This is a genomic window from Sphingobium nicotianae (assembly GCF_018603885.1).
In the GTDB taxonomy this organism is placed as follows: Bacteria; Pseudomonadota; Alphaproteobacteria; order Sphingomonadales; family Sphingomonadaceae; genus Sphingobium; species Sphingobium nicotianae.
In genome coordinates this window covers 92,349-117,206 of record NZ_JAHGAW010000004.1, presented here as the reverse complement: position 1 = coordinate 117,206, position 24,858 = coordinate 92,349, and the positions used below count along the sequence as shown (strand labels likewise).

Genomic DNA, 24,858 nt, shown 5'->3' with positions numbered 1-24,858 from the left:
CGCGCCGCGCGTCGCTCAGGTCCTGCTATCGAGGATCTTCGCGATCGCTGCCGCCACATCCGCGATGTCGGCCATGCCGTCGACCCTGTTCACGATCCCGCGTGCATCGTAGATCGGCAGGATCGGCGCGGTCTTGGCACGATATTCTGCCATGCGAGTGCGCACTGTTTCCTCATTGTCGTCAGGGCGCCGCTTGAACTCGGTCCCGCCGCACTTGTCGCAGACGCCCGCGACCTTGGGCAGCTTGTAGCGATCGTGATAGCCCTCGCCGCAGGTTGCGCAGGTGTAACGACCGGTGATGCGGTCGACAAGCGCGTCCTCATCGACTTCCAGTTCGATGACATGATCGAGCACGCGGCCACGCGCGGCGAGCAGTGCGTCCAGACTCTCGGCCTGCGGTGCGGTGCGCGGGTAGCCGTCGAAGATGACGCCGGTTTCGGGCGCCAGCTGGTCCAGTGCTTCGCCGATGATGCCCGAGACGATCTCGTCCGATACAAGCTCGCCCGCTTCCATCACGGCCTTGGCCTTGAGGCCGATCGGCGTGCCGGCCTTCACGGCGGCGCGCAGCATGTCTCCGGTGGAGAGCTGGACCATGCTGCGCTCCGCAACGAGACTCTGCGCCTGCGTCCCTTTGCCGGCGCCGGGCGGTCCCAGCAGGATGATGTTCATGTCACTCCCCCGAATGTTATGGCGCCGGCGGCGCTGCGCCGCTCGGTCGAGCCTGTCCTTGTGCCCTAGCGGAGCTTGCCCTTCAACCGCGCCTTCTTGATGAGATCGCGATATTGATGCGCAATGAGGTGGCTCTGAATCTGGGTCACAGTATCGACTGTCACGTTGACCACGATGAGCAGGCTTGTCCCGCCCAGATAGAAGGGGATGCCCGCGCGCGCGATCAGATATTCCGGAATGAGGCAGATCACCGCCAGATAGGCCGCGCCGACCACAGTGATGCGGGTCAGCACATAATCGAGATAATTCTCGGTATTCTTGCCGGGCCGGATGCCGGGAATGAAGCCACCGTTCCGCTTCAGATTCTCCGCCGTCTCCTCCGGATTGAACACGACCGCCGTGTAGAAGAAGCAGAAGAAGATGATGCCCAGGCCATAGAGCGCCATGTAGAGCGGCTGGCCGTGGGTGAGATACTGGTTGATGACGAGCACAGTGTCGCCCCAGAAAGAGCCTTCCGGCGCGGTGTTGGCACCCGCGAACTGGGTGATGGTCAGCGGCAGCAGCAGCAGCGAGGACGCGAAGATCGGCGGAATCACGCCCGCGGTGTTGATCTTGAGCGGCAGATGGCTGCGGTCCGCCTGCATGATGCCCTGCTTGGTCTGACGCTTGGGATACTGGATCAGCACGCGGCGCTGGCCGCGTTCCATGAAGCAGATTCCGGCGATGAGGCCGAGGCCGATGACGACGATGCCGACGATGATCAGGCCCGAGATCGAGCCGGTCCGCCCGGATTCGAACAGATTGGCAAGCGTCACCGGAAGCTGGGCGACGATGCCCGCCATGATGATCAGCGAGGCGCCGTTGCCGATGCCCCGGCTGGTGATCTGCTCGCCCAGCCACATCAGGAACATGGTGCCGCCGATCAATGAAATGACCGCCGTCATGCGGAACAGCATGCCCGGGTCGACCACGGCCTGGAGGCCCGACTGGGCGCCGTAATTCTCGAGGCCGGTGGCGATGAAATACCCCTGGATCGCGGTCAGCGCGACGGTGCCGAAGCGGGTATATTGGTTGAGCTTCTTGCGCCCCGCTTCGCCTTCCTTCTTCAGCGCAGCCAGTTGCGGTGACAATGAGGAGCCAAGTTGCACCACGATCGACGCCGTGATGTAGGGCATGATGCCGAGCGCGATGAGGCTCATACGCTGCAGCGAGCCGCCGGAGAAAGTATTAAAGATGTCGAGAATGCCGCCCTGCGTCTGACGATAGAGCTGCGCCAGCACGGTCGGGTCGACGCCCGGCAGCGGCACGAAGCTAAGGAAGCGGAACACGATCAGCGCGCCTATGGTGAACCACAGCCGCTTCTTGAGCTCGGTTGCCTGGCCGAAATTGGCGAGGCTCAGATTGGCTGCCACTTGGTCGGCGCGTGATGCCATGATCGTCTTAAACCTTCACAACTGCGCGGCGATACTGCGCGCGGCCTAAACTCACCCGGGTCATCCCATAGCGCCCACCTCTCGTCCTGTCGAACGCGGACGCATATCGGCCCCTGACTCACACGCCAGCGAGCGAAATCGATGACTCCCCCCGCTAGATATGCATGACCCCGCTGGCCCATATCGGACAGCGGGGTCATGCTTTCAACCGATTTGCAAAAAATCAGGCCTTCTTCTGGGCCGCTTGCGCGGTGCCCTTCTTGGCCTGAGCCAGCGCTGCGGGATCGCGCGCCTCGATCAGCTCGACCTTACCGCCGGCCTTCTCGATCGCTTCGATCGCCGACTTGGATGCGCCAGCCACCGTGAAGCTGACCTTCGCGGTGATCTCGCCCTTGGCGAGCAGGCGCACGCCGTCCTCGCCGCCGCGCGAGATGCCGGCCGCACGGAGCGCCGCCTGATCGACAGTCGCCTTGGCATCCAGCTTGCCGGCGTCGATCGCCTTCTGGATCATGCCGAGGTTCACGACCGCATAATCCTTGGCGAAGATATTGTTGAAGCCGCGCTTCGGCAGGCGCATGTGGAGCGGCATCTGGCCACCCTCGAAGCCATTGATCGCTACACCCGAGCGCGCCTTGGCGCCCTTCTGGCCACGACCGGCGGTCTTGCCCTTGCCCGAACCGATGCCGCGTCCAACGCGCATCCGGCCCTTGCGGGCGCCATCATTATCCTTGATTTCGTTCAGTTTCATGTCGTTGCACTCGCTTTCGCTGGCCGGGAAATCCGGCGCTGTTCGCGCTAATCCTCTCGCCCGAGAGCGAGAGGAAAATCACTTATTCTACGATGGCCACCATGTGGGGAAGCTTGCGGATCGCACCGCGGACTTCCGCCGTGTCTTCCAGCTCAACCACGCGATGCATCTTGCCCAGCCCGAGGCCAATCAGGATCTGCTCCTGCTTGGCGGGACGGCGGATCGGCGATCCGATCTGCTTGATCTTGATCTTGGCCATATCGCTTACTCCGCAATCGCTTCGGCATCAGCCGCAGCGAGCTCTGCCGAGGCACCACCGCGACGAAGCAGATCGGCAACCTTCTTGCCGCGACGCTGCGCGACCGACTTGGGGCTGGTCTGCTCGGTGAGCGCCGCGAAGGTCGCCCGGATCATGTTGTAGGGGTTGGACGTGCCGTTGGACTTGGTCACCACGTCGGCAACGCCCAGGCTCTCGAAGACGGCGCGCATCGGGCCGCCCGCGATGATGCCGGTGCCCTGCGGTGCCGTGCGGACCGTCACCTTGCCGGCACCGAAATGGCCAAGGCCATCATGATGCAGCGTGCGGCCTTCCTTGAGCGGAACGCGAACCATCGCCTTCTTGGCGGCGGCGGTCGCTTTGCTGATCGCCTCGGGAACTTCGCGCGCCTTGCCATGGCCGAAGCCGGCACGGCCCTTGCCGTCGCCCACGACGACGAGCGCCGCGAAGCCGAAGCGCTTGCCGCCCTTCACCGTCTTGGAGACGCGATTGATGTGGACGAGCTTCTCGATGAACTCCTCGCCACCATCATCGTCGTTGCCACGGCCGCCACGACGGTCATCACGACGACCACCGCGGCCGCCACGATCACCGCCGCCGCGGTCGTTGCGACCGCCGCGATTGCCACGGCCCCGGCCGCTGGGCGCCTCGGTTGCTGCAGGCGCTTCCGCCTCGACGGCCACCGTGCCGGTCTCAATCTCGGTTTCGTCTGCCATGATCAGAACTCCAGTCCGCCCTCACGGGCGGCGTCGGCCAGCGCCTTCACGCGGCCATGAAAAAGGAAGCCTCCGCGGTCGAACACGACCTTGGTGACGCCGGCCTTGGTGGCGGCAGCCGCGACGCGCTTGCCGACATCAGCAGCCGCATCGGCCGTCGCGCCGGTCTTGCCGCGCACGTCCTTGTCCAGGGTCGACGCGGCAGCGAGGGTCTTGCCCGCTGCGTCGTCGATGATCTGGGCATAGATATGCCGGCCCGAGCGATGGACGCTGAGGCGGGGCTTGCCGCCGGCGCGAGCCTTGAGCGCGGTGCGGACGCGGCGCGTACGCCGGTCGAAGAGAGAGAGTTTCGCCATGGCTTACTTCTTCTTGCCTTCTTTGCGGAAGATAAACTCGCCGTCATATTTGATGCCCTTGCCCTTGTAGGGCTCCGGCTTGCGCCAGCGGCGGATCTCTGCGGCCACCTGGCCGACCTTCTGCTTGTCCATGCCGCTGATCTCGACCGTGGTGTTGTCCGGGGTCTTGATCTCAATGCCCTCGGGCACCGCGTAATCGACATCATGACTGTAGCCGAGCTGCAGCTTGAGGGTCTTGCCCTGCGAGTTGGCGCGGTAGCCCACGCCAGTGATCAGCAGCTTCTTGGAGAAGCCCTGCGTCACGCCAGTGACCAGGTTTTCCACGAGCGTGCGCTGCATGCCCCAGAATGCGCGAGCGGCCTTAGTGGCATTGGCGGGTTTCACCACGATGGCGCCCTCCTCGACCACATAGCTGATCTCGTCGCGCATCTGCAGGGTCAGCGTGCCCTTGGGACCCTTGACCGACAGCTGGCTACCTTCGATGGTCGCGGTCACGCCCGAAGGAATGGCGACCGGCCTTTTACCGATGCGGCTCATCAGAATACCTCCGCCAGCACTTCGCCGCCAACGTTCTGAGCGCGCGCTTCGGTGTCCGAAAGCACGCCCCGAGGCGTCGAGACGATGGTGATGCCCAGGCCGTTGCGCACGATCGGCAGCTCCTTGGAGCCCGAATAGACGCGGCGGCCAGGCTTCGAGACGCGCGCGACATGCTTGATCGCAGGCTCGCCCTCGAAATATTTGAGTTCGATGCGCAGGCCGTTGTGGCCGGCGACGTCCTCTTCGGAATAACCGCGGATATAGCCCTCGCGCTGGAGCACGTCGAGCACACGCGCGCGCAGCTTGGATGCGGGGGAAACCACGCTATCCTTGCGCGCCCGCTGGCCGTTGCGGATGCGGGTGAGCAGATCACCCAGGGGATCGGTCAATGCCATCTCTGTCTATCCTTACCAGCTCGACTTGGTGACGCCGGGGATCAGACCCTTGTTGGCCAGATCGCGCAGCTGAATGCGGCACAGTCGGAACTTGCGGTAATATGCGCGCGGGCGGCCGGTCAGTTCGCAACGGTTGCGAATCCGGGTCGGATTGCCGTTGCGGGGGATCTCGGCCATCTGCAGGCGGGCCATCAGGCGCTCGCCATCGTCGAGCGATGTGTCGCCCGCGATCGCCTTGAGCTTCGCATATTTGCCGGCATATTTCTTCACCAGCTTCTTGCGACGCTCATTCTTGTTGATCGAACTCAGTTTCGCCATGGACTTAAGCTCTCTTCCTTAGATTCTAGATCCGGCCACGCTCAGGCGGCCTGCTTGTCAGCGTCGAGGGGGAACGGGAAACCGAAGAGGCGCAGCAGCTCGCGCGCTTCATCGTCCGTCCGGGCCGTCGTGGTCACGATGATATCCATGCCACGAATCTTCTCGATCTTATCGTAGCTGATCTCCGGGAAGATCAGCTGCTCCTTGATGCCGAAGGCATAGTTGCCGCGGCCGTCGAAGCTGTTCGGGTTGAGGCCACGAAAGTCGCGGATGCGGGGCATCGCGATCGTCACGAGACGATCGAGAAACTCGTACATGCGCTCGCGACGCAGCGTCACCTTCGCACCGATCGGCATGCCCTCGCGCAACTTGAACTGCGCGATCGACTTCTTCGCCTTGGTGATGACCGGCTTCTGACCGGCGATCAGCTCCATTTCCTCGGCGGCCTGAGTGACCTTCTTCTTGTCCTGGGTCGCCTCGCCCACACCCATGTTCAGAACGATCTTGTCGATCTTCGGAACTTCCATGTGGTTCTTATAGCCGAACTTCTCGGTCATCGCCTTGACGATCGTGTCGTCATAGAGCTTGCGCGAGCGCGGGATATACTTGTCAGCCATTGATGACCTCCCCGGTCTTCACCGCGACACGGACCTTCTTGCCATCACGCTCCTCGAAGCGGACGCGCGTGGCCTTGCCGTCCTTGCCGGCAATCGCGACGTTTGAAATGTGCAGCGGCGCCGGCTTGCGGTCGATGCCGCCCTGCGGGTTCGCCTGGTCGGGTTTGCGGTGACGCGCGTGGATGTTGAGGCCCTCGACCAGCACCTTGTCATCCTTCGGCATGACCTGCAGGACGGTGCCGGTGCGGCCCTTGTCCTTGCCAGCCAGAACGACGACGTTGTCACCCTTCTTGATACGTGCAGCGCTCATCACAGCACCTCCGGTGCGAGCGAGATGATCTTCATGAAGTTCTTCGCACGCAGCTCGCGAACCACCGGGCCAAAAATGCGCGTGCCGATCGGCTCCGCATTCTTGTTCACCAGCACGGCCGCGTTCGTGTCGAAGCGGATGACGCTGCCGTCGGCACGACGGACGTCCTTCGCGGTGCGCACGATCACGGCGCGGTGCACGTCGCCCTTCTTGACGCGGCCACGGGGCGCAGCGTCCTTCACGGAGACGACGATGATGTCGCCGACGCTCGCGAAACGGCGCTTCGAGCCACCGAGCACCTTGATGCACTGGACGCGCTTGGCGCCGCTGTTGTCAGCGACCTCAAGATTGGATTGCATCTGGATCATTGGATCCGGTTCCTTCTCAATTGGCCTGCCGGGATGCCCCGGTGGTTCCGTTAAACTTTAATAGGGTCCGCTCAATGCGCCACTTCGGGCGACTTGTGCGTGTCGACACGCTCGATCACCTTCCAGGTTTTCAGCTTGGAGATCGGAGCGGTCTCCTCGATGCGAACCGTCTCGCCCTCATGATACTGGTTGGCATCGTCGTGGGCGTGGTACTTCTTCGAGCGGCGGATGATCTTGCCGTAGAGCGGGTGCTTCACCTTACGCTCCACCAGCACGACGACCGTTTTGTCACCCTTGTCGGAAACCACCGTTCCCGTCAGCACGCGCTTGGGCATGGGTCTGTTTCCTTCTTACTTCGCGGCCGAGCGCGAACGCTCGGTCTGCAGGGTCTTGATGCGCGCGATGTCGCGGCGCACTTCACGAATACGGCTCGGCTTCTCGAGCTGGTTGGTCGCGGCCTGGAAGCGCAGGTTGAACTGCTCCCGCTTCAACTCGCCCAGATCGGTCGACAGCTGGTCGTCGGTCTTCGCATTGAAATCACTGATCTTGGACATGACCATCATGCTCCCAGATGCGAGGTGTCGCCGAGACGCGCCACCACCTTGGTCTTGATCGGCAGCTTCATCGCTGCGCGGCTGAACGCCTCCGCGGCGAGCGGGCCGGGAACGCCGTCCAGCTCGAACAGGATGCGGCCGGGCTTCACGCGCGCCGCCCAATATTCGATCGAACCCTTGCCCTTGCCCTGACGGACTTCGGCCGGCTTCTTCGACACCGGCACGTCCGGGAAGACGCGGATCCAGAGACGGCCCTGACGACGGATGTGACGCGTGATCGCGCGGCGAGCCGCCTCGATCTGACGCGCGGTCACCCGGTCCGGCTCCATGGCCTTGAGACCATAGGATCCGAAATTGAGGTCCGTGCCGCCCTTCGCGTCGCCCTTGATGCGACCCTTGAAGGTCTTGCGGAACTTGGTTTTCTTCGGTTGCAGCATGATGCTCTACCTATTCCTGTCAGCGCGCCGGGCGCACGCCGGAGGTCTGAGCCTCCAGCATGAGGCGATCGGTGGCCATCGGATCATGGCCGAGAATCTCGCCCTTGAAGATCCAGACCTTGACGCCGCACACGCCATAAGCCGTGTGCGCCGTCGCTTCGGCATAATCGACGTTGCCGCGCAGCGTGTGGAGCGGCACGCGGCCTTCGCGATACCACTCGACGCGGGCGATCTCGGCGCCGCCGAGACGGCCGCCGCACGTGATCTTGATGCCCTCGGCGCCCAGACGTAGCGCGCTCTGCACGGCGCGCTTCATGGCGCGACGGAAGGCGATGCGACGCTCGAGCTGGTCGGCGACGCCTTGCGCGACGAGCTGGGAGTCGATCTCCGGCTTGCGGATCTCGACGATGTTGAGCGACACGTCGCTCTTGGTCATCTCGCCCAGCTTCTTGCGCAGCTTCTCAATGTCCGCGCCCTTCTTGCCGATGATGACACCGGGACGGGCAGCGTAGATGGAAACGCGACACAGCTTGGCCGGGCGCTCGATCACCACCTTGGAGATCGCGGCCTGTGGCAGCGTCTTCATGACATACTTGCGGATCTTGAGATCCTCAAGCAGCAGACGGCCATAGTCCTGACCTTCGGCGAACCAGCGGCTGTCCCAGGTGCGGTTGATCTGCAGACGCAGACCGATGGGGTTGCTCTTGTGACCCATGTGCTTACGCCTCTTCAGTCTGCTCGCGAACGACGATACGCACGCGGCTGAACGGTTTCAGGATCCGGGTCGACTTGCCACGACCGCGCGCATGGAAGCGCTTCATCGTGAACGACTTGCCGACCGAAGCCTCGGCGACGACGAGCGCGTCGACGTCGAGATTGTGGTTATTCTCCGCGTTCGCGATGGCGCTGGCGAGCACCTTGCGGACGTCGACGGCCATGGCGCGCTTCGAGAAAGCAAGGACATTGAGTGCGTCCTCGACCTTGCGGCCGCGGATGAGAGCCGCAACGAGGTTCAGCTTCTGCGCCGAACCACGGATCTGCGTGCCGACCGCGAGCGCCTCGGTGGCGCCCACGCGGCGGGGGGATTTTTCCTTGCCCATCAGCGCTTGCCCTTCTTGTCAGCGGCGTGGCCGGGGAAGTAGCGCGTCGGCGCGAACTCACCCAGCTTGTGGCCGACCATGTCCTCGTTCACCGAGACGGGAACGTGCTTGCGGCCGTTGTAGACGTTGAACGTCAGGCCAACGAACTGAGGCAGGATCGTCGAACGACGCGACCAGGTCTTGATCGGACCTCCGCGGCCCGAATTCTCCTGCGCGGTTTCTGCCTTCTTGAGCAGATGCAGGTCCACGAAAGGACCTTTCCAGACGGAGCGAGCCATCGCTTACCTCTTCTTCTTAGCGTGACGCGACCGGATGATCATCTTGTCGGTCGACTTGTTGTGACGGGTGCGGGCACCCTTGGTCGGCTTGCCCCACGGGGTAACCGGATGACGGCCGCCCGAGGTGCGGCCTTCACCACCGCCATGCGGGTGATCGACCGGGTTCTTGGCAACGCCGCGGGTCAGCGGGCGACGGCCCATCCAACGGGTGCGACCGGCCTTGCCGAGATTCTGGTTCTGATTGTCGGGGTTCGAGACCGCGCCAACCGTCGCCATGCAATCCGAGCGGATGTAGCGCTGCTCACCCGAACCGAGACGCACCATCACCATGCCGCGATCGCGGCCGACGAGCTGGGCATAGGTACCCGCCGAGCGGCAGAGCTGCCCGCCCTTGCCCGGCTTCATCTCGATGTTGTGGATGATCGTACCGACCGGCATCTGACCCAGTTCCATCGCGTTGCCCGGCTTCACGTCGGTCTTCTTGCCGGCAACCACCTTGTCGCCAGGCGCGAGACGCTGCGGCGCCAGGATATACGCCTGGGTGCCGTCGGGATAGGTCACCAGCGCGATGAACGCAGTGCGGTTCGGGTCATACTCCAGGCGCTCCACCGTGCCTTCGACGTCCCAGAAACGACGCTTGAAGTCGATGATGCGATAGCGCTGCTTGTGACCGCCCGCGATGCCGCGCGATGTCACATGGCCCTTGTTGTTGCGGCCGCCGGTCTTGCGCTTGCCTTCGGTCAGCGCCTTGACGGGCTTGCCCTTGTGCAGGCTGGACTTGTCGACGAGGATCAGGCCGCGCTGGGCCGGGCTCGTCGGATTATATGTCTTGAGTGCCATCTATCTCGCGCCTCAAATACCGGTGGTGACGTCGATCGACTGGCCTTCGGCCAGCGTCACAACAGCCTTCTTCACGTCAGACCGGGTGTAGGGCTTACCCTTCCACTTCTTGGTCTTGCCCTTGGTCACGATCGTGTTGACCGACTTGACGTTGACGCCGAACAGCGCTTCGACCGCCGCCTTGATCTCGGGCTTGGAAGCGTCCTTCGCCACCTTGAACACAACAGCGTTGTGCTCAGAGACCAGGGTCGCCTTCTCGGTGATGTGCGGCGCGACGATCACGTCATAATGACGCGTCGCGATGGCCGCAGTTGCTGCCTGCTTCTTAGCCATTGAAGCGCGCCTCCAGCTGCTCGACTGCAGCCCGGGTCAGCACCAGGCTGTCCGCGCGCAGGATATCATAGACATTAGCGCCGATGGCGGGGAGCACATCGATGCCGACGAGATTGGACGAGGCCTTCGCGAACGAGACGTTGATTGCCTCGCCGTCGATGAACAGCGCCTTGTTGAGGTTCAGCTTGGCGAGCTGACCGGCGAGCGCCTTGGTCTTGCCGTCCTGGACGTCGAGATTGTCGAGCACGGTGATCGCGCCCGTCTTGGCCTTGGCAGAGAGCGCCATCTTCAGGCCGAGTGCGCGAACCTTCTTGTTGAGCGAGTGCCCGAAAGTGCGCGTGCGCTGACCATGGGCCTTGCCGCCGCCGATGAAGATGGGCGCACGGCGATCGCCGTGACGCGCCGTGCCGCCGCCCTTCTGGCGACCGAACTTCTTGCCCGTGCGAGCAACATCCGAACGCTCGCGCGTTCCGGACGCAGGCGCGCGACGCTTCTCGAGCTGCCAGGTGACGACGCGGTGCAAGATGTCCGCACGCGGCTCGAGGCCGAACACGTCGTCGTTGAGTTCAACGTCGCCGGATGCCTTACCGCCGTCCAGGGTGATAACCTTGAGTTTCATGATCAGCCCTCCTGGCCTTCAGTGGCCTCGGGCGCCGCGACGTCCTCGACGGGCGTCTCGATCTCGGGCTCCTCAGCGACATTAGTGTTCGCCGCCGACTTGATGCTGGCCGGATACGGCGCATCGGCGGGACGATCGATCTTCACGGCATCCTTGACAAGCAGCCAGGTGCCCTTCGAACCGGGGACGCTGCCCTTGACGAAGAGCAGGCCGCGCTCGACGTCCGTGCGGACGATCTCGAGATTCTGCTGCGTGCGCTGACGGTCGCCCATGTGGCCGGCCATCTTCTTGTTCTTGAACACGCGACCCGGATCCTGGCGGTTGCCGGTCGAACCATGGGCACGGTGGCTGATCGACACGCCATGCGTGGCGCGCATGCCGCCGAAGCCCCAGCGCTTCATGGCGCCAGCAAAGCCCTTGCCCTGCGTGTGGCCGGTGACGTCCACCATCTGACCGGGAATGAAGTGGTCGGCGGCGATTTCCGCGCCAACATCGAGCAGGGCGTCCTCGGCGACACGGAACTCGGCGACCTGCGCCTTGGGCTCCACTTCCGCTTTGGCGAAATGCTCGCGTTGCGGTTTGGCGACATTCTTCGCCTTGGCCGTGCCAGCACCCAGCTGAACGGCCACATAGCCGTCCCGATCCATCTCGCGACGGGCGATGACCTGATTGCCTTCGAGCGCCAGGACGGTGACGGGCACGTGGCGGCCGTCGTCCTGGAACAGGCGGGTCATACCCACTTTCTTCGCGATCACGCCTGTGCGCATGATCAAATCCTTCCAATAGAGGCCCATGTGTTTGACGACAGGGGCTTATCCAACGAAAAAACCGCCCAGGATGCGCAACTGCGCCCAAGCGGCCAACCCGATGTTGCGATGCGTTTCCCCGTCCGGGCTGGATGCTCTCTTGCCCGAAGACCGGGAGAGAACGACGGAGGACGCGGCCCGGGCTCGCCCGGCGGTATCCATGTCATCGCGAGGCAACCCCTAAGGGACGCCTCGCTATGGCCATCAGGCCAGTTTGATCTCGACGTTCACGCCGGCGGCGAGGTCGAGCTTCATCAGCGCGTCGACAGTCTGCGGCGTCGGCTGCACGATATCAAGCATACGCTTGTAGGTGCGAACCTCGAACTGCTCACGGCTTTTCTTGTCCACATGAGGGCCACGGTTGACCGTGAACTTCTCGATGCGGGTCGGCAGGGGAATGGGACCGCGAATGAGAGCACCCGTACGACGGGCTGTGTCGGCGATGTCGCCGGTCGCCTGGTCGAGCACACGATGGTCGAATGCCTTCAGACGAATACGAATATTCTGCGTTTCCATTATCCACTACCGATGTGAAAGAGCCAAAACAAAACCGCCTCACCCTGATGATCCCGGCACCTGAAGCGCTCAGGGATCCGCGCGAAGCGGCGAAAATAGCAAGCCGTCCGAATCACCCGACCCGGACGGCTTGCTGCCTATATTACTTCGTGACGGCCGACACAACCCCCGAGCCGACCGTACGGCCGCCCTCGCGGATCGAGAAGCGCAGGCCCTGCTCCATCGCGATCGGCGCGATGAGCTTGACGCCCAGCTTCACGTTGTCGCCCGGCATCACCATCTCGGTGCCCGCAGGAAGGACGACCTCGCCCGTGACGTCCGTGGTGCGGAAGTAGAACTGCGGACGATAGTTGGCAAAGAACGGCGTGTGACGGCCACCCTCTTCCTTCGACAGCACGTACACTTCCGATTCGAACTCGGTGTGCGGCTTGATCGAGCCCGGCTTGCAGAGAACCTGGCCACGCTCAACTTCCTCACGGCCAACGCCGCGGATCAGCGCGCCGATGTTGTCGCCGGCTTCGCCCTGATCGAGCAGCTTGCGGAACATCTCGACGCCCGTGACGGTCGTCTTCTTGGTGTCCTTGAGGCCGACGATCTCGACTTCCTCGCCAACCTTGACGATGCCGGTCTCGACGCGACCGGTGACGACCGTGCCGCGACCCGAGATCGAGAACACGTCTTCGATCGGCATCAGGAAGGGCTTGTCGACCGGACGGTCGGGCTGCGGAATCCAGTCGTCGACGGCAGCCATCAGCTTGAGAACGGCGTCATGGCCGATCTCGTTCTGGGTACCGTTGAGGGCACAGACAGCCGAACCGGCGATGATCGGAATATTGTCACCGTCGAAATCGTAGCTGGAAAGCAGCTCGCGGATTTCCAGCTCGACGAGCTCGAGGATCTCGGCGTCATCAACGAGGTCGACCTTGTTCATGAACACGACCATCTGCGGCACGCCGACCTGACGGGCGAGCAGGATGTGCTCGCGGGTCTGGGGCATCGGGCCGTCGGTCGCGGACACGACGAGGATCGCGCCATCCATCTGGGCGGCACCGGTGATCATGTTCTTCACATAGTCAGCGTGACCCGGGCAGTCGACGTGCGCATAGTGGCGCTTCGTCGTCTCATATTCGACGTGCGCCGTCGAAATGGTGATGCCGCGCTCGCGCTCCTCGGGAGCCTTGTCGATGTTGTCGTAGCTCGTGAAGGTGGCGCCGCCGGTCTCGGCCAGCACCTTGGTGATGGCTGCGGTCAGCGAGGTCTTGCCGTGGTCGACGTGACCGATGGTGCCGATATTGCAGTGCGGCTTCGTCCGCTCAAATTTAGCCTTAGCCATTTTCCTACCTACCTCTTTTCGCTCAATAGCTTGGTTTCAACCGCTCGGGGAAGCCTTGCGAAGGCGCCCCCATAACAGCAAATTTTCATAAATCCAGTCCGAAACGCCGGATCAGGCGAGCTTCGCCTTCACCTCGTCGGCCACATTCTGCGGCACCTCGTCATAATGCGAGAACTGCATCGAATAGTTGGCGCGCCCCTGCGTGAAGGACCGCAACGTGTTCACATAGCCGAACATGTTGGCAAGTGGCACCATCGCCTCAACGACCTGCGCGTTGCCGCGCGAGTCAGTGCCCTGGATCTGACCACGCCGCGAGTTCATGTCGCCGATGACATCGCCGAGATATTCCTCCGGCGTCACCACCTCGACCTTCATCACAGGCTCGAGCAGCTTGATCCCCGACTTCTGCGAAGCCTCGCGCATCGCGCCGCGACCTGTGATTTCGAATGCCAGCGCCGACGAGTCAACGTCGTGATACGAGCCATCGTACAGCAGGATCTCGAAATCGATGATCGGGAAGCCGATGAGCGAACCGGTCGCCGCCGTCTCGCGCATGCCCTTCTCGATAGCGGGAATATATTCCTTCGGAATGTTGCCGCCCTTGATCTCGTCCTTGAAGACGATGCCCGAGCCGCGCTCGCCGGGAGTTATCTTCACCTTCACGCGACCGAACTGCCCGGTGCCGCCCGACTGCTTCTTGTGCGTGTAGTCGATATCGACCGGCTTCGCGAGATATTCGCGATAGGCCACCTGAGGTGCACCCACATTCGCCTCGACCTTGAACTCGCGCTTCATGCGGTCGACCAGGATTTCGAGGTGAAGCTCGCCCATCCCCTTGATGATGGTCTGACCCGACTCGTGATCGGTCGAGACGCGGAATGAGGGATCCTCGGCAGCGAGACGATTGAGCGCGATGCCCATCTTCTCCTGGTCGGCCTTGGTCTTGGGCTCCACCGACAGCTCGATGACCGGCTCGGGGAACTCCATGCGCTCCAGGATGATCGGCTGACGCTCGGCGCACAACGTGTCGCCCGTCGTCGTTTCCTTCATGCCGGCCAGCGCAACGATGTCGCCGGCATAGGCCGCATCGATGTCCTCGCGCGAGTTAGCATGCATGAGCAGCATGCGGCCGATCTTTTCCTTCTTGTCCTTGACCGAGTTCAGATAGCTGCCCTTGGTCAGCGTGCCCGAATAGACGCGCAGGAAGGTGAGCGAACCCACGAAGGGATCGTTCATGATCTTGAACGCAAGGCCGGCGAACGGAGCCTCATCGCTCGTCGCGCGGCTGTCCGGCTCGTTCGTGTCGGGGTTAACGCCCTGCACGTCCTCGATGTCGAGCGGGCTCGGCAGATAGTCGACGACGGCGTCGAGCAGGGGCTGCACGCCCTTGTTCTTGAACGCCGAGCCGCACAGCACGGGAACGAAGCTCTGGTTCAGCGTGCCCTTGCGGATCAGCTTCTTGAGCGTCGCGACGTCGGGCTCGTTGCCTTCCAGATAGGCTTCCATCGCCTCATCGTCCTGCTCGACGGCAAGCTCGATGAGCTGATTGCGATAGTCGGCAGCCTTGTCGGCGAGATCGGCCGGGATTTCCTCATAGTAGAACTCGGCGCCCAGCGCTTCATCCTTCCAGATGATGGCGCGGTTCTGCACGAGGTCCACGAGGCCCTTGAAGTCGCCTTCGGCACCGATCGGGAGATACAGGACAGCCGGCTTGGCGCCCAGGCGATCGATGATCGTTTGTACGCAATAATAGAAATCGGCGCCGGTGCGGTCGAGCTTGTTGATGAAACACATCCGGGGAACGCCATACTTGTCGGCCTGGCGCCAGACAGTCTCCGACTGCGGCTCAACGCCGGCAACGCCGTCGAACGCAGCCACCGCGCCGTCGAGAACGCGCAGCGAACGCTCGACCTCGATGGTGAAGTCGACGTGTCCGGGCGTGTCGATGATGTTCAGGCGGTGCTCGGGGCCCTTGCCTTCGTCAGCCTTCCACAGGCAGGTCGTGGCAGCGGACGTGATCGTGATGCCGCGCTCCTGCTCCTGCTCCATCCAGTCCATTGTGGCAGCGCCGTCATGGACTTCGCCGATCTTGTAGGACTTGCCGGTGTAATAAAGGATGCGCTCGGTCGTCGTCGTCTTGCCGGCGTCGATATGCGCCATGATGCCGAAATTGCGATACCGCTCGAGCGGGTGGCTGCGGGCCATGAGTCTTACTCCGTTGCCGCGTCAGCGCGGCTGTTTGGCGAGGCTTCTGAAATTGGGAAGCGGGGCAGAACCATCCGGCTCGCCCCGTTTCTCCTTATATAGTGCTTACCAGCGGTAATGCGAGAAGGCGCGGTTCGCTTCGGCCATGCGATGCGTATCTTCGCGCTTCTTGACGGCGTTGCCGCGGTTGTTGGCAGCGTCCATGAGCTCGCCCGAGAGGCGTGCAGCCATGGTGGTCTCGCTGCGGTTGCGCGCGGCGGTGATCAGCCAGCGGATGGCAAGCGCCTGGGCACGCTCGGGGCGCACCTCGACCGGGACCTGATAGGTCGCACCGCCGACGCGACGGCTGCGGACCTCGATGCCCGGCTTCACATTGTTGAGCGCGTCGTGGAAGACCGCGATCGGATCCTTCTTGGCGCGAGCCTCGACGGTCTCGAGCGCACCATAGACGATCTGCTCGGCGACGGCCTTCTTGCCGTCGTACATGACGCTGTTCATGAACTTGGAGAGAACCTGATCACCATACTGGGGATCGGGCAGGATGACCCGCTTTTCGGGACGACGACGACGTGACATGGTTCTGTGTCTCCCTTACTTCGGACGCTTGGCGCCGTACTTGGAACGGCTTTGCTTGCGGTCTTTGACGCCCTGGGTGTCAAGAACGCCGCGAAGAACGTGATAACGCACGCCGGGAAGGTCGCGCACACGGCCGCCGCGGATCAGCACGACGCTGTGCTCCTGGAGGTTGTGACCCTCGCCCGGAATGTAGCTGATGACCTCACGCGCGTTGGTCAGGCGCACCTTGCACACCTTGCGAAGCGCCGAGTTCGGCTTCTTGGGAGTCACGGTATAGACACGGGTGCAGACGCCGCGCTTCTGCGGGTTCTGCTCCATCGCAGGGACCTTCGACTTGGCCTTCTGCGGTTCGCGGCCCTTGCGGACCAGCTGGTTGATCGTTGGCATGAAGCCCTTCACCTTTCGTTGCCGGAAAATCCGGCGGTTACTTTGCCGTCCGCCTCGCTTGCGCTGTCGCGCCGGAATCATCCGAAACGACAAGGGCCCCGGTGGTCAACGACCCCCTGGCCCCGCAAGAGCATAGGCAATGTTCAGCTCTGCTTGCCCCTGCCAATGACCGACCGAATCCTAGGAAAAGAGCGGGTTCACGGGCTGTGAAGCAGGCGGCCCTATAACCGCGAGGTCCCGGATGGTCAAGCACGGCCACCAAAACGCCCCTCAAGGCCCGACGGTGCGTCACAAAAGTTTCAATTCGCAACGCTTGATTTGAGCGACATCCTCGCGCAAGTCGGGGCCACCTGACCACAGGAGAGTCTCAGATGACCATCTCGATGCACGACGTCTCAGTCCCCGTCCTCGTCAATACCCTCACCAACATGCGCAACTGGCTCGACAAGGCCGATGCCGCTGTAGCCGAAGACAAGCTCCTCGGCGCCAGGCTGATCGAGGACATGCGTCCGCTCACCGCGCAATATCAGATGGCGTCGGACAGCGCGAAGAACGGCATTGCCCGCCTCGCCGGCCTCGGCGCGCCGAGCATGCCCGACACGGAAGAGACATTCGCGCAGCTCAAGGAGCGCTGCGACAAGACCATCGCCTTCGTCCAGAGCGTGACGGCGAGCCAGCTCGACGGCGCGGAGACCCGCGAGGTCATCCTCAAATTCCCGAGCGGCAACGGCTATCGCTTTGACGGCCTGGGCTATCTCACCAAGTTCATGCTGCCCAACTTCTTCTTCCACGCCACAACGGCCTACGCGATCCTGCGGGCGCAGGGCATCGCGATCGGCAAGCCCGATTTCCTCGCCCATATGGGCCAGCCTAATCTGACCCCCGCCGAGCCGGCCTGAGAGACGTGATTTTCTCCGTTCTTCCTGAGTAGGGGCTGAGTAGCTCCGACAGGAGCGTAGCGAAGACCCGTATCGAAGGGCCGCGCACTGGTCCTTCGATACGCCACTTCGACAAGCTCAGTGGCTACTCAGGACGAACGGGTGGTGGGGACTGGGGAAGCCAGCTTTGCTCTGGCACCGCGCCGCCCGAGCCGCTAGAGCCCGCCGCATGAGCGAGACAGTATCTTTCGGCTATCGCGACGTCGCACCCGACGAGAAGACCAAGCTGGTCGGCGGCGTCTTCTCCAATGTCGCCAAGAGCTACGACATCATGAACGATGCCATGTCCGGCGGCATGCATCGCCTGTGGAAGGACCAGTTCGTCCGCCGCATCAAGCCGCGCACGGGCGAAGCGTTCCTCGACATGGCCGGCGGCACCGGCGACATCGCCTTCCGCATGGCGAAGCATGGCGCACTGGTGACGGTGTCGGACATCAACGAGGACATGCTCGCCGTCGGCATGGAGCGGGCGCGCAAGCGCCGCATCGAGGGGCTGACCTGGCTGCCGCAGAATGCCGAGCAGCTGGTCTTCGACGACCGCAGCTTCGACGGCTACACGATCGCCTTCGGCATTCGCAACGTGACCGACATTCCCGCCGCCCTGTGCGAGGCGCATCGCGTCCTCAAATTTGGCGGCCGCTTCTTCTGCCTCGAATTCTCGACCAACGTCTGGCCGGGCTTCTCCGACGTCTACGACGCTTATTCGCACAAGCTGGTGCCCCAGCTCGGCAAGCTGATCGCGCAGGACGAGGAAAGCTATCGCTACCTGATCGAATCGATCCGCCGCTTCCCGCCCATGCCCAAATTCGCGAAGATGATCGAGGAAGCGGGCTTCACGCAGGTCAAGGTCGAGCCGATCATGGGCGGGCTGGTCGCGATCCATTCAGGCTGGAAGGCGTGAGGGTCTTGTCGACATTCGCCCCTCCTCTTCAGAGGAGGGGTTGGGGTGGTGCTGGACGCTACCGGTTGATCGCTATGCGAGCGACGCTGCGCATCGCCACCGCCCCCTGCCCCTCCTCTGAAGAGGAGGAGTGATTACGTTATGACCGGCCACGTCACGCATCTCTGGCGGCTGCTCAAATGGGGCCGCACGCTGGCGCGCCACGGTGCGCTCACCGGCATCGAGAAGGATCGCAACACGCCCCCGCCGGTGCGCCGCCTCGCACGGATCGCCCGTTTCGGCGCGCGTGTACCGAAAGAACCGCGCTATGCCGAGGCGTTCCAGGCGATCGGCCCGGCCGCGATCAAGCTCGGCCAGTCGCTGGCCACCCGTCCCGATCTGGTCGGCGAGGATGCCGCACACGATCTGTTGACCCTGCAGGATGCGCTGCCACCGGTCCCCGTCGCGGCGATCCGCGCCGAGATCGAGGGCACGTTCGGACGGCCGCTGGAATCGCTCTACAGCAGTTTCGACGATGTGGCCGTCGGCGCCGCCTCGATCGCACAGGTGCACAAGGCGGTCACCACCGAGGGCCGCGTCGTCGCGGTCAAGGTGTTGCGGCCGGGCATTCGCGAGCGGTTCAGTCGGGACATCGAGACCTATGAATGGGCGGCCGCGCATCTCGAGCAGCTCGGCGGCGAGGCATCGCGCCTGCGCCCCCGCTTGGTCATCGCCAATCTGAAACGCTGGACGGCGCGCGAGCTGGACCTGCGGCGCGAGGCCGCTTCCGCCTCCGAGCTGGCCGAGCATATGGCCGCCGTGCCCGGCTACATCATCCCACAGATCGACTGGGATCGCACCAACGGCCGGGTGATGACGCTGGAATGGATCGACGGCATCAAGATCAGCGACCGCGCCGCGCTGATCGCCGCCGGGCACGACGTCAAGGATCTCGCCAAGCGGCTGGTCAACACCTTCCTGCGCCAGGCGATCGCCGACGGCTTCTTCCATGCCGACATGCACCAGGGCAATCTGTTCGTGACGGCTGATGGCAGTATCGCGGCCATCGACTTCGGCATCATGGGCCGCATCGACCGGCGCGCGCGCCTGTGGCTCGCCGAGATTCTCTACGGGCTCATCACCGGCAATTATCAGCGCGTCGCCGAGATCCATTTCGAGGCGCAATATGTGCCGGCGCACCACACGGTCGGCGAATTCGCCACGGCCCTGCGCGCGGTCGGCGAGCCGATGCGCGGCAAGCCGGTCTCCGAGCTCTCGGTCGGCCAGATGCTCGACGGCCTCTTCGCCATCACCCGCGATTTCGACATGCAGACCCAGCCGCACCTGTTGCTGCTGCAAAAGACGATGGTGATGGTCGAGGGCGTGGCCACCATGCTCGATCCGCAGATCAACATGTGGGATGTCTCCGGCCCCTATGTGAAGGCCTGGCTGCGCGACGAGCTCGGCCCGGAAGCCAAGCTGGCCGATTCGCTGTTCGACGTCGCCGAGACGGTGAGACGCCTGCCCGGCCTGATCCGCCGGCTGGAGGACGCCTATCCCGATCCCGGCGGCGCCCCGCCCCCGCCGCCACTGCCGGACGTGCAGGTGCTGGAACTCAGGCGCGGATCGGTCTGGCGCTATATCACCGTGGCGATCATCGCCGCAGCGCTGGGCGCGACCGCGATGTGGGCATTCGGACGCCTGCATGGGCCGCACGGGCATCCGACTCGGCCACCGGTCGAGCTTCCGGGCTGATCCGGGATTCGCTCGGCTGAAGAAGAGTCCTGCGGCGTAAATTTCCGCAAAAAGATGGCCTCGCAAAATTGGCTGTTTTCCGGCATTTTCCTGCGAAACTTCACGAAGCTCGTGCATATCGCGCATGTGAGAAACGCAAAAGTCCGCCGCGAGGCGCGCCAGGGCTTTGATTTTCCTGGGATTTTGACGCGATCAAAGAACGGGGAGCATCGCGCGCCCTGTGAAGATCTTACGCAGATCGGGCGCCTGTAGGACAGGTCAGGCGAAATCCGCGACGCTCGCTTTGTCCATCGCCACCCGCCCGATCACCTCGGCATGGACCAGAGCGCTGTCGAGGATCGGGTAGCCGGGATTATCGGCGAAGGCGACGGACAGGTCGGTGCCACCGAGGATGACGACATCGGCACCGCGATCGATCAGCTTGCGGCCCTGCGCGTGGAAGAAGGCGATCTGCTCGGGCGTTGCCGCGGCGGCGACGGCGATGCCGAGATAATTGGCATGCACCGCCTCAAGATCGTCGCCCTCGGGCACGATCACCCGCGCGGCCTGCACGCCGTAGATGCCCGAGTTCATGACCGCGCGCGTGCCCATCACGCCAACCGTCCCGTAACCCCGCGCGGCCAGGCAGGCGTCGAGCGCGGGGACCGTGCTGATGATCGGCAGGGAAGAGAGGGGCTTCAGCTGCTCGATGCAGAAATGCCCGCCCATCGAGGTGATCGCCGCCGCCTCGCACCCGCCTGCCCTGAGCTGGTCGATATAGCGCGCGAAAATCACTGCCTGCAGGTCCGGACGGCCGGCTTCCATGTTGGCGATCATCTCGCGCGTGTCTGCATTGGCGATGGTAAGGTGCAACCGCTCGCCGGCTTGTGCGCACTGGCGCGACAGGGCGTCATAATAGACCAAGGTCGCGGCGGGGCCGATCCCGCCAATCAGGCCGATATGCATGCACTTCCCCCCGCTTGCCGTCCGGGATTGCCCTATCGCCCGCATGAGCGCGGGGCAACGGCCGCGAGATGATCCGGGCGCTTAACCGCGTCTTAGCGGCGGTACGCGATAAGGCGCCTGCCATGCCCGCACCGCAGCCGATCGTTCCCGCGAGCCCCATCGCCTCCCGCTTCGCCGGGCTGAGGCCGCGCCAGGCGATGCTGGTGCTCGGCCTGCTGCTGGCGCTGATCCTCGCCGGGCTGATCAGGGACCAACCGCGCGTCGGCCCGACGACCTCCCCCGTCAAGATCAGCGGCTCGGCGCGCCCCACCGATCTCGCGGGCGACGACATCCTCCTCTATCGCGTGATCGTCGACCAGCTACGCGAGGGACGACCTTATTATCCCGCCGCCACGAGGCTGCTGCGCGAGAATGACTATCCACTCCGTCCTTTCGTCGCGGTGCGCCTGCCAACCCTGGCGACAGCTCTTGCCGCAATCCCGGACTGGCTCGGCACGGCGCTGCTGGCCCTGCTCGGCGCGGGCACGATCTTCGCCTGGACGCTGCGCCTCGCCGCCTCGGGCGTGGGCGAGGCGGTGGTGCGGACGGGCTCGCTGCTGCTGCTCGCCGGCTGCCTGACGATCGCCGCGCCCAAGCTCACCGTCTTTCACGAGAGCTGGGCGGCGTTGCTCGTCGCGCTGTCGCTGGCGCTGCATCGGCCCGGCCGTTGGGGCGCGAGCGTCGCGCTGGCGCTGGCCGCCGTGCTGATTCGCGAGCTGGCGCTGCCCTATCTGCTGCTGATGGGCGCCGCGGCGCTGACGCGGCGCACCTGGATCGAGGCCGGCGCCTGGGCGGGCGCGGTTCTCCTCTTCGCCGCCACGTTGGCCTGCCATGCCGTCGCGGTCTGGGCGGTGGTGCTGCCCGACGACCCGGCCTCGCCCGGCTGGCTCGCGGCCGGTGGCTGGCAATTCGTCATCGCCGCGCTGCGCGCCGCCTCGATCCTGGGCTATCTGCCGGCGCCTCTGGCCGCTTTGCTCGTGCCGCTCGCCCTCATCGGCTGGCTCTCGCGCCGGGACGCCTCCTGCACCCTCGCCGGCCTGTTCATCGCCGGCTTCATGTTGATCATGACGGTCCTCGGCCGGCCGGGCAATTTCTACTGGGCCGCGATGATCGTCCCGATCCTGCTCGCCGGCCTCGCCTTCGCGCCGGGCGCGCTGCGCGATCTGGTCGGCGCGGTGCTTGGCGCGCATCGTGAAGGCCCGACCGTCCGGCAAGAGGCTATGGCATCGATGCCCCGCTCCTGCCATAACAAGCCATGATCAGCCGATCTGCGGTATCAGCCATGTCGGATTTCGCCATATGATCGAGCCGAGCCATGCCTTCCCCGTTCGCCGCATCCTTTTTGCGGCGGTTCTCACCACGCTCTGCGCATCGCTTATGATGCCCCTCCTCATCGTCCTGCCGCCGGCATTGTTCCACGGCGATCTCCGAACGATCCTCGGCTTTTCGATATTCTCGTTGGTCTTCGGCCTGTACGGTCCGTTCCTCGCTCCCGTCAGCGCATCATCCGCGCTGGCTTGTGCTGTCGCCTTGATCTCTGGACTCGTTGTTTTGGAACGCCGCCAGCCCATGACCCGCCGCAGGCTGGTGTGGGCCGTCGCCGGCCTCTTGCCCGGCGCCATCGTCGGCCCTCTGGCGGGATGGGAGTTCGGGACCGCTAAGCTCGTCATCGACTTTGCGGGCACGGTCGCGCCGATCTGGTGGCTTGCGATCGCCGGGATGACGACAGGTGCGCTTTCCTCGTTGATCGCATTAAGCCTGATGGACTTCTGATCCGCCGCTAGCCGCACTACATGGGAGCCGCTATGAACGCGCCCGTCATGACTCAACCTCGCATCCTCCTCATCGTCTCGGGCGGAATCGCCGCCTACAAGACGCTGGAGCTCGTCCGCCTGCTCAAGGGCAAGGGGATCGCCGTGCGCGCGGTGATGACCGACAGCGCGAAGCAGTTCGTGACGCCGCTCTCGCTTGGCGTGCTCACCGAGGATCATGTCTATGGCGACATGTTCGACCTCAAGGAAGAGCGCGAGATCGGCCATATCCAGCTCAGCCGCGAGGCCGACCTGATCGTCGTTGGCCCCGCGACCGCCAATATCCTCGCCAAGATGGCCGGCGGCATCGCCGACGATCTCGCGACCACGATCCTGCTCGCCACCGACAAGCCGGTGCTCGCCGTGCCGGCAATGAACGTGCGCATGTGGCACCACAAGGCGACGCAGCGGAATCTCGCGCAGCTCCGGGACGACGGCATCCACGTCATGGAGCCGGGCGTCGGCGCCATGGCCTGCAACGAATGGGGCAAGGGCCGTCTGCCGGAACCCGCCGAGATTGTCCTGGAAATCGAGCGCCTACTGGCCGAGGCGCCGGAGGCGGACGCGCATTATCTGTTGCCCGACACGAGCCGGACGATCAACGCGCCCGACCTCAGCCACAGCAATCTGTTCGGCCGCCATGTGCTGGTCACGGCCGGGCCGACGCACGAGCCGATCGACCCGGTACGCTACATCGCCAATCGTTCCTCGGGCAAGCAGGGCTTCGCCATCGCCGCCGCCGCCGCGCGGGCCGGGGCGAAGGTGACGCTTGTCGCCGGGCCGGTGGCGCTGCCGACGCCGCCGGGCGTGACCCGCATCGATGTCGAGACGGCGCGGGAGATGTTCGCGGCGGTCGAGGATGCGCTGCCCGCCGACGTGGCGATCATGGTCGCCGCCGTCGCCGACTGGCGCGCGGCCGACGAGGCGCCGCAGAAGCTCAAGAAGGACGGCACGGGCCTGCCCCACCCGCTCGCCCTCGCCGAGAATCCCGACATTCTCGCCACGCTCGGCGCGAGCAACCGGCGGCCGGGCCTGCTGATCGGCTTCGCCGCCGAGACCGAGAAGGTCGTCGAGCATGCCACGGCCAAGCGCGCAAAGAAGAATGCCGACTGGATCGTCGCCAATGATGTCTCGGGAAATGTGATGGGCGGCGAGCGCAACACCATCCATCTCGTCACCGCCACGGGCGTGGAAAGCTGGCCGGACATGCCCAAGGCCGATGTCGCGGCGCGACTCATTGAAAGGATTGCGGATGAACTGGCCGGCGGTTGATATCCAGGTGAAGCGCCTGCCCCATGGCGAGGGCCTGCCGCTGCCGGCCTATGCGACGGCGGGCGCGGCCGGCATGGATGTCGTCTCCGCCGAGGATGTTACCCTCGCCAGCATGGGCAGGCACGCCGTCGCGACCGGCCTCGCCCTCGCCATCCCGGAAGGCTTCGAAGTGCAGGTCCGCCCGCGCTCCGGCCTCGCCCTCAAGCACGGCATCAGCCTGCCCAACACGCCCGGCACGATCGACAGCGACTATCGCGGCGAACTGAAGATCATCCTGATCAACCTCGGCACCGAGCCGTTCGAGATCCGACGCGGCGACAGGATCGCGCAGCTGGTCGTCGCGCCGGTGCAGATCGGCAATCTGGTCGAGGTCGGCGAGCTGGACGAGACGGTGCGCGGCGCTGGCGGTTTCGGGTCGACCGGCGTGCGGGTCGGCTGATGAACCGGCGCGAAGCTCCGTCGTGCCCCTGCGAAGGTAGCGCGATGAAGC

At 64.2% G+C, this 24,858-nt stretch carries 35 protein-coding genes; 7 read left to right on the top strand and 28 right to left on the bottom strand.

Features of this window, described 5'->3' with window-relative positions; all coding sequences use genetic code 11:
- Positions 1-15 precede the first annotated feature (15 nt).
- The 27 genes from KK488_RS07010 to rpsL form a co-directional block, all read right to left on the bottom strand.
- Complete coding sequence (locus KK488_RS07010) at positions 16-669, bottom strand: adenylate kinase (RefSeq protein WP_214622446.1); 654 nt, start codon at positions 667-669, stop codon at positions 16-18.
- 65 nt (positions 670-734) lie between these two features.
- Entirely contained in the window at positions 735-2,102 is a 1,368-nt protein-coding gene (gene secY, locus KK488_RS07005; protein WP_214622445.1) for a preprotein translocase subunit SecY, read from the bottom strand.
- 223 nt (positions 2,103-2,325) lie between these two features.
- Positions 2,326-2,850 (bottom strand): 50S ribosomal protein L15, encoded by a 525-nt coding sequence (rplO, locus tag KK488_RS07000; protein ID WP_214622444.1) that lies wholly within the window; start codon positions 2,848-2,850, stop codon positions 2,326-2,328.
- Positions 2,851-2,932: 82 nt separating this feature from the next.
- Positions 2,933-3,109 (bottom strand): 50S ribosomal protein L30, encoded by a 177-nt coding sequence (gene rpmD, locus KK488_RS06995; RefSeq protein ID WP_214622443.1) that lies wholly within the window; start codon positions 3,107-3,109, stop codon positions 2,933-2,935.
- A 5-nt stretch (positions 3,110-3,114) separates the two neighbouring features.
- Positions 3,115-3,843, bottom strand: a complete 729-nt coding sequence (gene rpsE, locus KK488_RS06990) for a 30S ribosomal protein S5 (RefSeq protein WP_250890152.1) — start codon at positions 3,841-3,843, stop codon at positions 3,115-3,117.
- Positions 3,844-3,845: 2 nt separating this feature from the next.
- Positions 3,846-4,199, bottom strand: coding sequence for a 50S ribosomal protein L18 (gene rplR, locus KK488_RS06985; RefSeq protein ID WP_214622442.1), 354 nt, complete (start codon positions 4,197-4,199; stop codon positions 3,846-3,848).
- A 3-nt stretch (positions 4,200-4,202) separates the two neighbouring features.
- Positions 4,203-4,736, bottom strand: a complete 534-nt coding sequence (rplF, locus tag KK488_RS06980; protein ID WP_214622441.1) for a 50S ribosomal protein L6 — start codon at positions 4,734-4,736, stop codon at positions 4,203-4,205.
- Positions 4,736-5,131: a 30S ribosomal protein S8 gene (gene rpsH, locus KK488_RS06975; RefSeq protein WP_214622440.1), complete on the bottom strand. Its 396-nt coding sequence runs from the start codon at positions 5,129-5,131 to the stop codon at positions 4,736-4,738. Before rpsH ends, rplF begins: the two co-directional genes overlap by 1 nt.
- A gap of 12 nt (positions 5,132-5,143) precedes the next feature.
- On the bottom strand, positions 5,144-5,449 hold the full coding sequence (gene rpsN / locus KK488_RS06970; protein ID WP_214622439.1) for a 30S ribosomal protein S14: 306 nt from the start codon (positions 5,447-5,449) through the stop codon (positions 5,144-5,146).
- A gap of 41 nt (positions 5,450-5,490) precedes the next feature.
- On the bottom strand, positions 5,491-6,066 hold the full coding sequence (gene rplE / locus KK488_RS06965; RefSeq protein WP_214622438.1) for a 50S ribosomal protein L5: 576 nt from the start codon (positions 6,064-6,066) through the stop codon (positions 5,491-5,493).
- Entirely contained in the window at positions 6,059-6,376 is a 318-nt protein-coding gene (gene rplX / locus KK488_RS06960; protein ID WP_214622437.1) for a 50S ribosomal protein L24, read from the bottom strand. Before rplX ends, rplE begins: the two co-directional genes overlap by 8 nt.
- Positions 6,376-6,744 (bottom strand): 50S ribosomal protein L14, encoded by a 369-nt coding sequence (gene rplN, locus KK488_RS06955; RefSeq protein ID WP_214622436.1) that lies wholly within the window; start codon positions 6,742-6,744, stop codon positions 6,376-6,378. The genes rplX and rplN overlap by 1 nt, the downstream gene beginning before the upstream one ends.
- Positions 6,745-6,815: 71 nt before the next feature.
- Positions 6,816-7,079: a 30S ribosomal protein S17 gene (gene rpsQ / locus KK488_RS06950; RefSeq protein WP_214622435.1), complete on the bottom strand. Its 264-nt coding sequence runs from the start codon at positions 7,077-7,079 to the stop codon at positions 6,816-6,818.
- 15 nt (positions 7,080-7,094) lie between these two features.
- The gene (gene rpmC / locus KK488_RS06945; RefSeq protein WP_214622434.1) at positions 7,095-7,298 is read right to left on the bottom strand and encodes a 50S ribosomal protein L29; all 204 of its coding nucleotides are present in this window, start codon (positions 7,296-7,298) and stop codon (positions 7,095-7,097) included.
- A 5-nt stretch (positions 7,299-7,303) separates the two neighbouring features.
- On the bottom strand, positions 7,304-7,735 hold the full coding sequence (gene rplP / locus KK488_RS06940; RefSeq protein ID WP_214622433.1) for a 50S ribosomal protein L16: 432 nt from the start codon (positions 7,733-7,735) through the stop codon (positions 7,304-7,306).
- A gap of 19 nt (positions 7,736-7,754) precedes the next feature.
- Positions 7,755-8,450, bottom strand: a complete 696-nt coding sequence (gene rpsC, locus KK488_RS06935) for a 30S ribosomal protein S3 (RefSeq protein ID WP_214622432.1) — start codon at positions 8,448-8,450, stop codon at positions 7,755-7,757.
- A 4-nt stretch (positions 8,451-8,454) separates the two neighbouring features.
- Complete coding sequence (rplV, locus tag KK488_RS06930) at positions 8,455-8,835, bottom strand: 50S ribosomal protein L22 (protein ID WP_214622431.1); 381 nt, start codon at positions 8,833-8,835, stop codon at positions 8,455-8,457.
- Positions 8,835-9,113: a 30S ribosomal protein S19 gene (rpsS, locus tag KK488_RS06925; RefSeq protein ID WP_214622430.1), complete on the bottom strand. Its 279-nt coding sequence runs from the start codon at positions 9,111-9,113 to the stop codon at positions 8,835-8,837. Before rpsS ends, rplV begins: the two co-directional genes overlap by 1 nt.
- A 3-nt stretch (positions 9,114-9,116) precedes the next feature.
- Complete coding sequence (rplB, locus tag KK488_RS06920; protein WP_214622429.1) at positions 9,117-9,953, bottom strand: 50S ribosomal protein L2; 837 nt, start codon at positions 9,951-9,953, stop codon at positions 9,117-9,119.
- Positions 9,954-9,965: 12 nt separating this feature from the next.
- On the bottom strand, positions 9,966-10,286 hold the full coding sequence (locus KK488_RS06915) for a 50S ribosomal protein L23 (RefSeq protein WP_214622428.1): 321 nt from the start codon (positions 10,284-10,286) through the stop codon (positions 9,966-9,968).
- Positions 10,279-10,905, bottom strand: a complete 627-nt coding sequence (rplD, locus tag KK488_RS06910; protein WP_214622427.1) for a 50S ribosomal protein L4 — start codon at positions 10,903-10,905, stop codon at positions 10,279-10,281. The genes KK488_RS06915 and rplD overlap by 8 nt, the downstream gene beginning before the upstream one ends.
- A 2-nt stretch (positions 10,906-10,907) precedes the next feature.
- Positions 10,908-11,672, bottom strand: coding sequence for a 50S ribosomal protein L3 (gene rplC / locus KK488_RS06905; RefSeq protein WP_214622426.1), 765 nt, complete (start codon positions 11,670-11,672; stop codon positions 10,908-10,910).
- A 243-nt stretch (positions 11,673-11,915) separates the two neighbouring features.
- The gene (gene rpsJ, locus KK488_RS06900; RefSeq protein ID WP_129403764.1) at positions 11,916-12,227 is read right to left on the bottom strand and encodes a 30S ribosomal protein S10; all 312 of its coding nucleotides are present in this window, start codon (positions 12,225-12,227) and stop codon (positions 11,916-11,918) included.
- Positions 12,228-12,369: 142 nt separating this feature from the next.
- Positions 12,370-13,560 (bottom strand): elongation factor Tu, encoded by a 1,191-nt coding sequence (gene tuf / locus KK488_RS06895; RefSeq protein WP_214622425.1) that lies wholly within the window; start codon positions 13,558-13,560, stop codon positions 12,370-12,372.
- Between the two features lie 111 nt (positions 13,561-13,671).
- Positions 13,672-15,765: an elongation factor G gene (gene fusA, locus KK488_RS06890; protein WP_214622424.1), complete on the bottom strand. Its 2,094-nt coding sequence runs from the start codon at positions 15,763-15,765 to the stop codon at positions 13,672-13,674.
- 105 nt (positions 15,766-15,870) lie between these two features.
- The gene (gene rpsG / locus KK488_RS06885; protein WP_214622423.1) at positions 15,871-16,341 is read right to left on the bottom strand and encodes a 30S ribosomal protein S7; all 471 of its coding nucleotides are present in this window, start codon (positions 16,339-16,341) and stop codon (positions 15,871-15,873) included.
- Between the two features lie 15 nt (positions 16,342-16,356).
- Entirely contained in the window at positions 16,357-16,728 is a 372-nt protein-coding gene (gene rpsL, locus KK488_RS06880) for a 30S ribosomal protein S12 (RefSeq protein ID WP_214622637.1), read from the bottom strand.
- 371 nt (positions 16,729-17,099) lie between these two features.
- Between rpsL and KK488_RS06875 the strand changes: the two genes are divergently transcribed.
- From KK488_RS06875 to ubiB, 3 genes are all read left to right on the top strand, one after another.
- The gene (locus KK488_RS06875) at positions 17,100-17,627 is read left to right on the top strand and encodes a DUF1993 domain-containing protein (protein WP_214622422.1); all 528 of its coding nucleotides are present in this window, start codon (positions 17,100-17,102) and stop codon (positions 17,625-17,627) included.
- A 208-nt stretch (positions 17,628-17,835) separates the two neighbouring features.
- Positions 17,836-18,567 carry a class I SAM-dependent methyltransferase gene (locus tag KK488_RS06870; RefSeq protein ID WP_214622421.1) on the top strand — a complete coding sequence of 244 codons (732 nt, stop codon included), beginning with the start codon at positions 17,836-17,838 and terminating at the stop codon, positions 18,565-18,567.
- Positions 18,568-18,708: 141 nt separating this feature from the next.
- On the top strand, positions 18,709-20,301 hold the full coding sequence (ubiB, locus tag KK488_RS06865; RefSeq protein WP_214622420.1) for a 2-polyprenylphenol 6-hydroxylase: 1,593 nt from the start codon (positions 18,709-18,711) through the stop codon (positions 20,299-20,301).
- Between the two features lie 258 nt (positions 20,302-20,559).
- On the opposite strand, the gene KK488_RS06860 is transcribed toward ubiB, so the two are convergent.
- Positions 20,560-21,246, bottom strand: a complete 687-nt coding sequence (locus tag KK488_RS06860) for an aspartate/glutamate racemase family protein (protein ID WP_214622419.1) — start codon at positions 21,244-21,246, stop codon at positions 20,560-20,562.
- A gap of 122 nt (positions 21,247-21,368) precedes the next feature.
- On the opposite strand from KK488_RS06860, the gene KK488_RS06855 reads away from it, so the two are divergent.
- From KK488_RS06855 to dut, 4 genes are read left to right on the top strand one after another with little or no spacing between them, the layout of a single operon-like run.
- A complete protein-coding gene (locus KK488_RS06855) occupies positions 21,369-22,544 on the top strand; it encodes a hypothetical protein (protein WP_214622418.1) in 1,176 nt (391 codons plus the stop codon).
- Between the two features lie 40 nt (positions 22,545-22,584).
- Entirely contained in the window at positions 22,585-23,058 is a 474-nt protein-coding gene (locus KK488_RS06850; protein ID WP_214622417.1) for a hypothetical protein, read from the top strand.
- Positions 23,059-23,105: 47 nt separating this feature from the next.
- Positions 23,106-24,368, top strand: a complete 1,263-nt coding sequence (gene coaBC, locus KK488_RS06845; RefSeq protein WP_214622416.1) for a bifunctional phosphopantothenoylcysteine decarboxylase/phosphopantothenate--cysteine ligase CoaBC — start codon at positions 23,106-23,108, stop codon at positions 24,366-24,368.
- Positions 24,349-24,807, top strand: a complete 459-nt coding sequence (gene dut, locus KK488_RS06840) for a dUTP diphosphatase (RefSeq protein ID WP_214622415.1) — start codon at positions 24,349-24,351, stop codon at positions 24,805-24,807. Before coaBC ends, dut begins: the two co-directional genes overlap by 20 nt.
- The last annotated feature ends 51 nt before the right edge of the window (positions 24,808-24,858 follow it).